Origin of the sequence: Chlamydophila parapsittaci (assembly GCF_006385615.1) — a bacterium.
In the GTDB taxonomy this organism is placed as follows: domain Bacteria; phylum Chlamydiota; class Chlamydiia; order Chlamydiales; family Chlamydiaceae; genus Chlamydia; species Chlamydia psittaci.
On record NZ_CP041038.1, the window covers coordinates 907,909 to 921,745 of the forward strand.

Consider the following 13,837-nt stretch of genomic DNA (forward strand, 5'->3'; position numbering starts at 1 on the left):
CCATGGTCGAAAGGATTGTCAACTCTGAAGACGTGTCCTTATTAATTTCTGGAAGGCAGAGTAATCCTCATAAGTTTTTAGGGATTGTTTCTGAAAACTCCTCACAGGATAGAATCATTCTCTTTCGTCCTGGGGCCCATTCTGTAGTTGTCGAACTGCAGGGAAATATAGCGCATGCACAACACCATCATTCGGGGATATTTTCTCTAACTGCTCCTAAGGGGACTCTCCCTCAGGATTATCGTATCTATCATCAAAATGGCCTATTAGCTCACGATCCTTATGCGTTTTCTCCTTTGTGGGGAGAAGTAGATTCTTTTTTATTTCATCAAGGTACGCACTATAAGATTTACGAACGTATGGGAGCGATTCCCTATGATGTTCAGGGAATTTCCGGGGTGCTTTTTGTGGTTTGGGCTCCACATGCACAACGCGTATCTGTTGTCGGTGATTTTAATTTTTGGAATGGTCTTGTTAATCCTTTGCGCAAAGTCTCTGATTTAGGAGTTTGGGAATTATTTATCCCAGGTCTTGAAGAAGGAACCCTGTATAAATGGGAAATTGTTAGCGCTTCCGGAGAGGTGCTTATCAAAACTGACCCTTATGGGAAAAGTTTTGATGCTCCTCCTCATGCAGTATCTCGCGTTGTGCATAGTGATCGCTATACATGGCATGACGCCCAGTGGATGGAAAAACGTAAAAACAGAGAAGACCAGCCTTTAGCAATTTATGAGGTGCATGTAGGTTCATGGCAGTGGCATGAGGGTAAACCTTTAGGATACCGAGAGTTAGCAAAGAAACTCGCTGCCTATTGCAAAGAGATGCATTATACGCACGTTGAGCTGTTGCCAGTTACAGAACATCCTTTAAATGAATCTTGGGGATACCAAGTAACAGGATACTACGCACCTACATTTCGGTATGGATCACCTGAAGATTTTCAGTTTTTTGTAGACCACCTTCATAGTGAAAATATCGGGGTGATTTTAGATTGGGTGCCTGGGCACTTCCCCACGGATGGCTTTGCTTTAGCTCATTTTGACGGAGAAGCCCTGTATGAATCTATAGAACATAAAGAGCCATTACACCCCCATTGGCATACGTATACTTTTGATTATCGCTGCAATGAAGTCGTGAATTTCCTTTTAGGCAGCGCTCTATTTTGGTTAGATAAAATGCACATAGATGGTTTACGTGTCGATGCTGTAACCTCGATGTTGTATTTAGATTATGGCCGTCAAGAAGGAGAGTGGTCCCCCAACATCTATGGAGGTAGAGAGAATCTCGATGCTATCGAGTTCTTGAAACACTTGAATTCTGTAGTGCATAGGGAATTCCCCGGGGTATGGACATTTGCTGAGGAATCTACAGATTTCCCGAACGTGACCAAGCCGGTCGCCCAAGGAGGGTTAGGGTTCGATTATAAATGGAACTTAGGTTGGATGCACGATACCTTTCGTTATATTCAGGTCGATCCTATGTTCCGTTCGTATCACCATAATGATCTGACCTTTAGCCTTTGGTATGCCTTTAACGAAAGGTACCTCCTTCCTCTTTCTCATGATGAGGTTGTCCATGGTAAAGGTAGCCTTTTACAAAAAATGCCTGGTGATAATCCATGGACAAAGTTTGCCCATATGCGTTTGCTGTTAAGCTATCACATATGCCAGCCGGGCAAGAAACTGCTGTTTATGGGTGGGGAATTTGCTCAAGGAAAAGAATGGGCTCCGGATAGCTCTTTAGATTGGCATCTGTTAGATAACTCCTATCACGCTTGTTTACACAGGTGTGTAGCACGGATGAATGCTTTATATTGTGACCTTCCTTATTTTTGGAAAGGAGATGGTAAGCAGGAGTCTTTCCATTGGGTAGACTTCAAAGATACTGAAAATAATGTTATAGCTTACTACAGATTTGCAGGAGAAAATCGTAGTAGCGCTTTACTGTGTATCCACCATTTTAGTTCGGGATATTTTCCTTCTTACGTTCTACATTGTCAGGACATAAATACCTGCCAACTCCTTTTTAATAGCGATGATATTTGCTTTGGGGGTTCAGGGAAAGGCAACCGTCAGCCAGTTCTTTGCATAGATCAGCATGTCTCTTGGGGGGTGGATATCGAGCTGCCCCCTCTAGCAACTTTGATTTTTTATGTTCGTTTTGTAAATAAACAATCTCTTGTTTAATTATATTTAAATAATTTTGCTTATTTTTGTTGTGATTTATTTAAGAAATTGATCAATGTTTGATATCTAGATTTGTGATTATAATTAATTAATAGTGAATTTTATTTTTTATTTTTTAATTTATGTCGATTTCTAGAGTTCCTGGCGATGATCACAAAAGTTTGGAGATTTTAGGGCCCCGAGGTCTCTCTCAAGTATCTCAGTATAAAAAGGTAGGCTCCCCTATACATGAGGCTTTGCATCCTGATGAAGTAGCAGATAAAAGGAGTTTCTCTCATTCTGTAGGGTTATTAGCAGGATTGATGGTCTTTGGGTTAGCTATGGTTATTGTTGTTGTGGCTTTAACTTGCATTGCTCCTGGAGTTCCTCAGAGTATTGTATTGGCAATAGCTTTAGCTGGAGTTTCTCTAGGTGGTTTTTCTGTGATGAAAAACATCGTCAATAAGGTGCGTGATCTTTTTGCTCCTAAAATGTCTGAGAAACAAAGGATAAAAAGTGCTGCAGGTATAGGAATCGGATTTACTGGATTAGGATTAGCTATGAAGGTAGGAGCTCATTTTATTCCTGGAGGTTACGGTAGCGTTGTTGGGAATTTGGGAGGAGCGGCCTACTCTAAGGGGAGCCAATCAGGTTTTACAAGCATAGCACATTACCTATACATCAAATTTGCACGTTCTGAAAAGGCGGCTTCCGGAGAGCCTTTAACACGTATAGAAATTATGCAAGAGGCTAAGAAGTTACACCGTATTAGCCTGAGTCTTTTAGTCGTAGGTGTTGGCTTTGCAGCTTTAGGGATCGCTCTTGCTATTGTAGGTACTGTAGTTTTAGGAGGAGCGCCTGCTGCCACAGCATTGATTGTGCTTGCTCCTCCTTTTATTTCCATAGGAATAGGCTTAGTTTTACAAACGTTACTCCACAGTAGCATCGGAAAGTGGAAGAATTTTTTAGACTCTCAAAAGAATCAAGCCCTTTTCCTGGATACAGGGTTGAAGAATATTCGTGATGAAGATCTTAGAACTCACGAGGTTGTTGAAGAGTCGTTAGAAAAAATCACTAAGAAAGAGATAGAAATAGAAGAGAAGACCTCGACTTTCATAAAAACGGAAAAGATTGTCGCAGATCAGAGAATTACTGCTGAGGAAATAGATAAGCGTTTATCTTTAACTCCCAGACAAAAAGTGATTTTTGCTCTTTCTGTTTTGCTAGTGCTTGCTGGGTTAGCCGCTGTTGTTTCTGCAGGATTTGTCAGCATGCCCGCATTACAAGTTCTCCTTGTTGCTACTGTAGGATCTTCGGTAGCTTCTACTGTTTTACCCATGGCCTCTTCGGGCTTGGTGTATAATGTCTTTCAATGCAAGGCCCGATTACATATTGCTAAAGCCCGTTGGAAAGAAGCCAAAGCAAAATCTCAATTTAAAAAACAGCTCATGGGGGGCATAGGTTTTTCTAAAGCAGAGCTGAATAAAGCTTGGTTACGTGTTGGAAAAGATACGATCCTTGAGACAGATCGTGCTATCCGTGAAGAAATCGCAAATTTTGAAAAAGGCCGCGGTGTAAACAGCGTGATTGTCGCTGGGATTTTTGTCATCGCTGGGGTAGGGATTATGCTTCTTACTCTTATTCCTGCTTTAGCTCCGATTATGGCTGGAGTATTGGCTATAGGATCAACTTTGATGGTCATAGGAGCGGCTATGTATTTACAAAAGTTCACAACATGGCTGTACAATCATCTGGTGACGTTAAGAGAGCGTTTATACTCACGCAGAAACTACTTAAGCGATATCTCCAGAAAAATGCAAATTTCTACAGAAGATCTTATCGTCGATGCGAACTTCGACGATATAGATTTGGATAGAGATGGGAATGACGATACTTTTGCCAATGCTTTTGGTAACTAGAGACTTATCTACATCTTATCTAGATAGAGTTTGCGTATCCTTCCCCCGAGTTTCTATCTATGTATAAGTGGGTCATTCTCTTCTATTTATAATAAAATTTATCTATTTATTATTTTAATAATTAAATATTGATAAAATTAAAATAATAATAATTCATTTTTTATCTTTAATATTAAAAGAGGCATACATATGGCGGGGGTAAGTGGAATTGGAGGTAGAGGAGGACCGAGCAACATCCCTCCTCCTGATAGCGATGATGATAAGCGTTCTGAGTCGAGTAAATTCGGAGGGCATGATATAGTTTATGGAAGTGAATCTGGAGAACACGGCCCTAGCTCAATAGAAGAAAGAGCTCATATGCTCATGCAAAGTGGTTTTCAAGTACACAACCCTGAAGAGGTCGAAGCGAGATCATCTGTTTCGCAAAAAGGAGGCCAAAAATCTGGGTTCTTCGGACGTATGTGGGATGCCGTAAAGGGAATATTCGGAAAGAAAACCAGCAAGGAATCTGTTACAACGATTTCCTCTCCCGAAATTCCTGGTTATAAAAAATATGGTAAACGTCTCCCCGAGGCTAGAGCTGTACACACCCATTTTCAATCTCAAGGCGAGGGCTTAGGGATCGATTCAGGAGATACAGATGTTGCAGATATAGAAGGAGATGCTGTAGTCGGGGATTTGGTAGATATAGAACATTCTTCAGATGCAGAATCGTCATCGAAGACTTCCAAAAATCACGGATTAGCAAAGCGTGTTCGTGGTTGGTGGGATTACACCAATAAACAACAAGAAACTCCTGTCGATGGTCGAGTCGGTTTGAGTCTTAGTGAATTACAAGATATGGTGGAACGATTCACTAAGATGATGGATGAAACGGATAATGAAAGCGAGCGTACTCTATTTGCGCAATATGTGGACACATATCAAGGCTATATCCAAGAGATGGTGTCTGCAGGAGCGGAGTTGCCTTCTGATAGATACAACTTACTAGATGGTTCTTTTGATGAGACAGCTTCGGCAAAACATGTGGATCAACTTGGAGAGTCTATACTTGTAGATAATTATCAGGATTTATCCCGAACTCCTGAAGAAGATCTTGTGAGTATGATAGATACGGGACATGACGCTGATAGTGTTTTAGGTGAGCTCAGCCCTGAAGTACGGAGAGTCTTAGATGAAGCGCAGAGTATGCGTGCCACGTTTGATGCAGGGATTTCAGAAAATGTCACACCCGATTTAAGAGAACGAATTCGCGGAGCTCTTGATAAGCTCATCTTAGGAATCAAAAACCTCTTTATTGTGATTAGGAATAGTTTAATTGGTTTATCTCGTTTAGTGAGAAATGGACTAAGAGCATTAGGAGAATTTGTAAGGCGTCGCGGAACTTTAAAAGATAGTGATTATCAATTACTCATCGATGAGGATGATGTCTCTCCAGGAGTAGGAGAGTTGCTTACGCAGTATACCGATTCGAGTAGTTCAGATTCATCTGGGGATAATTGTGTTATCCCTAGGAGTGTAGTAGAGGCTTGGGCAGACGGAATTCCTGAAGTTGTCTACATGACTCGTGTTGGGGATGGATTCGGTGAAGAAGCAGAGCGACTAGAAGAAGAAGGTCTTTATGAAGAGATTCCTGCTAAAGATTTTATGCCAAAAATGCAGGAGAATTCGTTCTATCAAACGATGCGTCCTAGAGGAATTGGCGATCTGCCTTTAGAGGAAGATAGTGTGATTTATGAAGATATGAGTGGGCTACAAGACTCTCCTCAGGAAGAGTCTATATACGATACACCACGAACTTCTCCTCTATATGAAGTTCCAAGAGGTGCTCCGGGTCTATATGATATTCCTAGATCGTATTCAACCCCGAGTGAATCAGATGAGAACGGTTATATGATACCAAATTCTGCGCGAGATGGTGTTTTTGGCGTAACTCCTGGATTTGGTCATGCTTTATCAGCTGTTTACTCAGCATCGTATATCGATAGGTTAATTGAGGAGAACGATAGGATTCGCGAAGGGATGTGGACAACTGCGAGTTCTGCAGATTTTGGTCTTGAAGAAGGGCGAAGACGTTACGCTGCGGAAAATCGACCTTTACCGCTATTACCTCCTCTTGAAACACCACCACCAAGTCCTTATGGAAATAATCGGGTCATGCAATTGGTACGCCGGCTGCAAAGTGGTATGAGTAATGTATGGAAAGGTAAACGTAAATAAGGATCTTAATAAGGCTATAGAACAAATTCTATAGCCTTATTTTTTTATTTCTAAAAGGTTAATGCACTGCCTGCTTTTAGGTAATGAGAGAAAGTAGAAGAGGAGAGATCTCCTTGATAGTTGAGAAAGATTTTCAGATAGGGGAAAATCATAGTTTCGTTTTCTACTTTGTATGCAAAAGCATGTCGTGAGGTTGGCGTCCCTAAGGAAGGCCATGTTCCATTACTTACAAGTAGTGTTGTTAATACTTTAGGGTAATGTTTTAATACCACGGGTTGATACGCGAGTTGCGCTTGCCAGATCGTTGGTAGGTAGGCATTACGCGTCCATTGTATCATGAATCCCAAGGCTAGGGAAATGTTGGTTAACGGCCGCTTTAAGGTGAATGCTCTGGGGAAATCACCCTGTTCTACGAAGCTAGATAAAGTCGCTCTAAATGCAAGAACTTCTATAAATGGAGTTATTGCAAAGTCTTTGTTCATGAGATTTAGGATGCAGTTAACGCTTCCTGCAATGCTGTGTGTATAGAAATCTCCTTCGGACTTTTTGTTGTCCTCGATATAGAAATGTTTTGCTGTATGGGATCCGTAATTATAGGCTAGAGATGCAGATGTAATTATACTCTCATCTAACCAAGGCAGCTGTATGAGCAAGCCTCCGAAGTAATTGTTTGAAGAGAGCTTATTTTTCGAATCTTTTTCTTTTATATGAGCGGATTGTTGAACGAAGGCTAAAGAGATTCTATGGTTATTTGTTGTTGTTGCTGTTGTTCCTACGGAATATCCTGCAGATTTCATGCGGAATCCCGGTATACCTAAGCGATGTGCTTGGTGGGTAGCCATGACTAAGCCTTGGCCGCCCATTGCGAAATAGTTAGGCTCAGTTATTGCAGAAGTTAGCGTACGTAGTCCTGAAAGGGTAGTATAAAACGCCCCCCAGAGAGCATTGGCAATCAGAGGGGTTATATATTTTGGATTAGGGATGTAGCCGGTAGGCGTCCAATCTGCATAAAGGTATCTGTGGTTTGTATTTGTGGTGTCGGGAGACGTTCCCTTTGTTTCAGTTGTATATTCTTCCCAATACGGAGACCAGACTCCTTGATAGCCATAATGCTGTTTTTCGTTAATAGCCTGGATATCCAAATCTGTAGTTGTAATTTTCGGAGTTGCGTTATCGCAAAGATAGAGGAGAGGGATACGTGTAATGCCACTGGAGAGATCTAGAGAATCGTAAGGATCTTGATTCTCGCTATCCAAGAGAAGCAGGGGTCCTGAAATTGTCGCTGAGGAACTTGCGTCTTCCTGGTACGAGGTTGTACCATTTGTAGAAACCGCTACAGGATAAATCCAAATTTTTGGAGCTTTAGCACCTTTTTGTAAAAGCGAAGGAAGGTTTAAAGCAAGACTCTTAATTTGGAATTCAGCACCCACGGATAGTAGACTAGGTTCTGATTGCTTTGGTGCTGTTAGAGATCGTGGTAGTGCCGATGGTTGAGGGAGGATACTGAGAACCGCTCCATCCTCAGCTTCTGTTTCTGCTGGATCGTCTTGGGATACTGTTCGAGTTGTAGTTGCCGCTTTAGTTTGGATAACTGCGTTATTGCCGAGACGTAAAATACTTTTGCCTTGAGTAATTTTATAAACAGCTGCATGAGCGCCGTCTTCAATAGCCAAGACACCGTTTTTGATTTCTATAGGGTTGGATATATAGCTAGTATAACTCTTTTCTTCTGTTACAGAAGAAGGAAGAAACTTGGATGAAAAGAGAACAGTCCCTTGCTGATCTTCTTGCTCATTGAAGATAATACTCCTCGCTGAGTAGATGCATTCAATAGGATCATAGAATCTCACAGCATAGTTTTTCTTAGCACCAATTTTTAGTGTTATGTTTTCAGTGCAATGTATTGCATTTCTATGTGATACCGAGGATTTAATACCAGAGTTATTGGTGAAGAGAATATCGCCATGATCTGCTGATATAGTGCAAGATCCGTTTTGTTTAATGAGTATAGCTCCGCCCCATGTACTTTGATTATTAGTAAATTGAATAGGGCCGCTATTGTTTATCATTAACTGACTACAATATATAGCTCCACCGTTAAGGTCTGCAGAGTTGTTATTAAAGGAAATAGATCCAGGATTATCTTCTATTGTTAATTGTGCACAAGTAATAGCTCCCCCGGAGCTAATATCTGATCGAGAATATACACATGAACTAAAGTTATTCGCGAAGAGAATCAAATCCGTATTGTTTTTAATTGTACAGGTTTGCTCGACATAACAGGCTCCTCCAAGAGGGGAAGAGTTAGCAATTAAGTACAACGGGGCGGAGTTTGCTGAGATCTCACAATTTGTACAGGATAAGGCTCCGCCTATAGCTTTTGTGATTGCTGAACGTAAGTTCTTTGCATGAAAAAAAGAACGATTATTTAAGAATAAAATCGGCGCAGAATTTTCGCTTATTTTTAATGAAGAATCTGAAGATATGGCGCCGCCTTTTACTCTTGCTTTATTATAGGCAAAGCAAATGGGACCAGAATTTTTGGTTAATTCAAACCCGTTGCAGCATATAGATCCACCAAAGTTAGTACCTAGGTCTTCAGCATATTCGATAGAAATAGCTTGGTTACCAATGAAGTATTGTGTCGATGAATTCTCACGAATACTACAGCTTGCTGTAGTATAGATAACACCGCCTTTATTATTTGCAATATTATAGATAAATTTTATATCGCCGGTATTGTTTCTTAAAGTAAGAGATGATGTATTGAAAACAGCTCCGCTTGAATTAGTTATTTGTTTCGTACAGACAATGTTATTGTAATTCTCAATAATACAGGCATCAGAAGAAAATCTCGAACCATTTAGAGTGTTTTGTGATTCCAGGATATCAGAGAATATTCCTGGATCAAAAAGTTGTTCATATCCGAGAAGTTGGGCAGTTAAAGCATCTATATCTTTTAGATCGACTTCTGAGAATAGTGGTAAGTAAGATAAGAGCGAAGTAAGAAGACAAGTGCTAAAGAGAGTAGATGATTTAATTTCCATAGAGATACTTATTTTCTAGGTCTAAAATTGTAGTTCACTTGTTATGTTTAAGAAGTTGCATAATGTAGATTTAGAAAAATCACCACGATAATTGATGCTCAAGCTTATTCTGTCAAAGAGGCTTGTGGTGTTGTTTATAGCTATAGAACCTGCATGGTAATCGACAGGCGTTCCAGAAGTTGTCCATGAGCCTTTACTTATCCATCGTGTAGTAAGAATTTCAGGTTTTTGTCTGTAGATGGTTGGGGTATAAGCAAGTTGGAACTTCCAATCAGTTTTTAGATTGGCTTCATGTTGTGTCTGACAAGAGATTCCTATAGGAAGAGTCACATTGATTAAAGGGTGTTTTATTTCAAAACTACGGATTTGTTCTCCAGTTTCTTTAAAACTTTCTTGTATAGCATGAATGCCAAGAGCTTTTATGAAAGGCCGGAACTGTAGATGAGATATGTCACTTTCGGGAAGCATACAGCAGATTTCACTTCCTATAGTATGGCCATGAAAATGCCCTTCTGAAGTTGTCTTGAGTGTTGGGTTTTTTGTTTTTACATGACTATGAGAATAGACATAACCTAGAGAAGCAGAAGTGAGAATATTCTCATCAAATAGAGGGATCTGTACTTGTGCTCCAGCAAAGTAACAATTAGAGGAGACCTTATTTTTGAATTTAGCTTCTCTTATTTCGCTGTAGAATTGAGCGAAACTCAAAGCGAAATTATGATGTGTTTCTGTAGATCCTGCGATTTCTGTAGAGTAACCTTTGGAGAATAGCTGGAATCCTTGTTGGGAGTTGCGTGTTTTTTGTAAGACATAGGCACCTAAACCGCCTCCAGAAATTTCTCTATTTGGTATTTTGTGAGGGAAGTGTTCTAAAGTGTGTAAGCCTGTTGTAACATTATAGGCGGATTGCCAAAGAGCATTAGCAACAAGATCTCCGCGATATATGGGATTGGGAATGTATCCTGTGGGTGTCCAATCTGTGTAGAGGTATCTATGGCTTGTGTTTGCTGTTTCAGGAGATGTGTTATTTGCTTCAGTTGTATATTCTTCCCAATATGGAGACCAGATACCTTGGTAACCATAGTGATGTGTCTCATTCATGGCTTGGATATCTAGATTTTCAATATTAATCTTTTTGTTTTCGTTATCACAAAGATAGAGCAGAGGGACACGTGTGATGCCACTGGAAAGATCTAGAGAATCGTAAGGGTCTTGATTATCGCTATCAAGGAGAAGCAGGGGGCCGGAAAGGGTTATTGTTGGGTTATTGTCTTCAACGTATGTTGTACTTCCATTGCTTGTCTGGTTATTGGGATACATCCAAATTTTTGGAGCATTCGCACCTTGAACAAGAATAGAAGGCAGGTTTAAAGCTAGTTTAGTAAAGCTTAGAACAGAACCAACAGATGTCTCATTGTTCGAATCAGAACTGGTACCGGTTTTTAAGGTTCTAATTACTGCATTATTGCCTAGGCGTAAAATACCTTCCTCTTGCGAGATTTTATAAATTCCTAAACCAGCTTTATCTTCTACAGCAACTACTCCGTGGGCGATTTGATATGTATTTCTTAGGAAGCTGTAATAGCTTCTTTCATTAGTTTCATCTGGAGAGAGATCCGCTCCTGAGAATAAAACCGTTCCTAAATGGTAATTTTCTGGATTAAATATGACAACTGATGTGCTAGGATGTTCGTTTTCAATAGTGTCATAGAATTTGACTTCATAACCTTGTCTAGCCCCTATTTTCAGATTCATATTAGGGGTTGAGTGGAGGGCATTTCTATAAACTGTCCCAGGTTTTGACGATATATTTCTTTTGAATACAATATCTCCGTAATCTGCTGATAGATAAAACTTGGGTGCGTCTCCATGACTTTGGAGAGCCGCCCCCCATCTGGCCGTGTTGTTTAAAAATAATACGGGACCATTATCTTGGATGGTCAGATTCTGAGCTAATATGGCTCCTGCACTGCGTTTTGAATCGTTATTTTCAAAAATAACTCCTTTAAGGTTATTGGTAATGGTACAGGAAGTACAAAAAATGGCCCCACCCCCAGTTTCCTTCCCTATTTTGTCTTGGTATAGGCTTGAGTTATAGAGGAACTTGATAATTTCGGAGTTGTATGAAATATTACAATCCTCTTCTGAAAAAATCCCCCCACTACAACCAGATTGATTGTCCATAAATGTTATAGGAGCATGATTCGACGTAATATAACAATTCTCACCATAGATGCCCCCCCCTTTACTTTGGTTCATAGTACATTTATTACTGATTAAAATGATCGGGCCGTAATTATCAGTAATCTGTACGTTGTTAGAAGAAATAGCCCCCCCCTGTTGCATGCTAACATTATTTATGAACTTACAGGGGCCTTGATTATTAGAGATGCTGAGTTGTGAGCACTGGATAGCACCTCCAGATTTATTAGATGGTGAGCTGATTACAGTAGTCGCATTATTGATAAAGCAACACTGTTGTTTATTATCTGTAATATTACAATTTGTAGAGAATATAGCTCCGCCATTGTTGTTAGTAGTGTTTTCTCGAAATACTAGAGGCCCGGTATTCTTGGAGATGTTTAGAGTTTTAGCTGTGACCGCGCCTCCATTGTCTTGGAAGTATTGGTAGTTAATGTAAAAATACTTTTGGTTTGAGATATCTATGTCCATCTCCGCATTATGGAGAAGGCCATAGTTTGCCGGAGGCGTATAGATACTCCCGTCAATTCCAAAAAATGGTGACAACGGATGGCTGTAGCCAGATTTGGAGACGGTATAGGAAGAGGGGATGGTTTTATCCTTAGCAAGGCAAATGAGCTCGTACGAGCAAAGACTAAAACTGATCAAGTAAAATAAAGAACGACGATAGGGGCACATACTGGGACAACAAAGATCAGAGACCACACATATTCTCCCTATACTGCAATGAATGTAAGATTGTCTAGTTTTTTATAGAGCTATGATAATCTGTACTTTTCAGTATCGTGTGGAAAGATCTCGGCACTTTGAATCAGCTCTTGTTATCAAGAACGGTGCCTTATTCATGGGGGATAGCATTCAAGCAAATAAAAAAAGTTTGTTTTTCCGCAAAACAAACTTTTTTAGACAGCCTGCATTCGTATTTTTCAATACAGGCTAAAGATTCTGTCTTTTTTAGAGTCTGTAGAGACTTTAGAAGGAGAGTTTTCCTCCAGCAAGTAGATAATGGTTACATGTAGACGAGGAGATATCACACTGATAATTGCAGTTGATATGCAGGTGTTTCAGTAGTTGGATATTATTTCTGAAATTTATAGAAAATGCGTGGTAGCTTACGTCTATAGGTGAAGAAGTCCAAGAGCTGTTATCTGCAACGACTATCGAGTCAACGACAGGTACTGTGCGGAAGACGGTAGGTTTATACGCAACTTGTAGTTCCCAAACTGATGGACAACATCCGTGGAAGACGAGAGCATTATGTAATCCGAAGGGTAAGCTCACATCAAGAAAAACATCAGATGCTAATAAAGTCTGTAGGTAAGTGCTTTGTTCTTGGATTTTGTTTAGCCTAGAGGAAAACGCTTGATAGCAGACAAAAGGAGTGACAGTGAGGCGATGATTTGTTTTAGCTTTTATAGGGAAGTAACAGGAAAGTGAGTTTCCTATTGTTTGACTTTCAAAGGCATCACAACAATCTTCTACACGCTGACTATCCGTAGGATTTATCTGATGATTTCCCAGGGTATAGAGATAATTTCCTACTAGGATGAGTTTCCCTTGGAAACAGTTGATTTGCCATTGACTTCCTAAAGATAGGTAATCTGTTGTGACTTCATTATGACTAGCGTTTGCCATGGCATGAGTATTCTGAGCTACAAAATGAAAGCCAACTTTATATCGAGAAGCTGCTTCTGCAGAGATTCCTGTGTAGAATCCGGTCCCATCCATATGGAATCCGCGCTTTTCTATGTCATCTTTTTGGTAAAGACAGAGACCTAAAGCACCACCTTCAATATTAAAAGCACGATCGCTCAGAGAGTCTACAGATACTCTACCAGCATTCATTCCACACATGGTTGCATAAGTAGATTGCCAGAAGATATTGCTTACGGAATCACTTTTGTGATCGATTTGTATTTGTGTATCTTGATTTTCTTGGATTTCGGAAGTTTGAGAGGCATCATCAGCGTATAGATTAGTGCATAATGCAAAAGTCAGACTAATAGATGTTAAGTATTTTGTAATTGTGGATTTCATGTCGTTCTCTTAGGGCTTATGTAAATTATCAACGTAATCCCCTTAGATAATCGTGTTGTGGATAGTCGTGCTGAGAGGGTCGTGTGAGTTTTGGGGGATTTCTCTTAAACAATCTACAGATAATCAAACATTTTGGGAATATATAGATTATATTTTGTTTGTTCTAAGCAGCATTGTTTATTAAAAGTTTTTTAAATTGTGTATATCGATGAGTTTAAAAGTATTTGCCACTTTAGATTTATATTGA

General features: G+C 40.0%; 6 protein-coding genes. 3 read left to right on the forward strand and 3 right to left on the reverse strand.

The genetic code is table 11. The features are described from left to right. Nucleotides 1-2 precede the first annotated feature (2 nt). The 3 genes from glgB to FI836_RS04105 all read left to right on the forward strand — a co-directional run bounded on the left by glgB (nt 3) and on the right by FI836_RS04105 (nt 6,304). Complete coding sequence (gene glgB / locus FI836_RS04095; RefSeq protein ID WP_006342947.1) at nt 3-2,186, forward strand: 1,4-alpha-glucan branching protein GlgB; 2,184 nt, start codon at nt 3-5, stop codon at nt 2,184-2,186. A gap of 122 nt (nt 2,187-2,308) precedes the next feature. Beyond that, on the forward strand, nt 2,309-4,084 hold the full coding sequence (locus FI836_RS04100) for a hypothetical protein (RefSeq protein ID WP_014943726.1): 1,776 nt from the start codon (nt 2,309-2,311) through the stop codon (nt 4,082-4,084). 189 nt (nt 4,085-4,273) lie between these two features. Beyond that, a complete protein-coding gene (locus FI836_RS04105) occupies nt 4,274-6,304 on the forward strand; it encodes a hypothetical protein (RefSeq protein ID WP_139934583.1) in 2,031 nt (676 codons plus the stop codon). Nucleotides 6,305-6,354: 50 nt separating this feature from the next. Here FI836_RS04105 and FI836_RS04110 read toward each other — a convergent pair whose 3' ends face one another. The 3 genes from FI836_RS04110 to FI836_RS04120 all read right to left on the reverse strand — a co-directional run bounded on the left by FI836_RS04110 (nt 6,355) and on the right by FI836_RS04120 (nt 13,590). Beyond that, nucleotides 6,355-9,351 (reverse strand): polymorphic outer membrane protein middle domain-containing protein, encoded by a 2,997-nt coding sequence (locus FI836_RS04110; RefSeq protein WP_139934584.1) that lies wholly within the window; start codon nt 9,349-9,351, stop codon nt 6,355-6,357. A 21-nt stretch (nt 9,352-9,372) separates the two neighbouring features. Then, nucleotides 9,373-12,258: a polymorphic outer membrane protein middle domain-containing protein gene (locus tag FI836_RS04115; RefSeq protein WP_014943729.1), complete on the reverse strand. Its 2,886-nt coding sequence runs from the start codon at nt 12,256-12,258 to the stop codon at nt 9,373-9,375. 267 nt (nt 12,259-12,525) lie between these two features. Continuing rightward, nucleotides 12,526-13,590 (reverse strand): autotransporter outer membrane beta-barrel domain-containing protein, encoded by a 1,065-nt coding sequence (locus tag FI836_RS04120; protein WP_014943730.1) that lies wholly within the window; start codon nt 13,588-13,590, stop codon nt 12,526-12,528. Nucleotides 13,591-13,837: the final 247 nt, after the last annotated feature.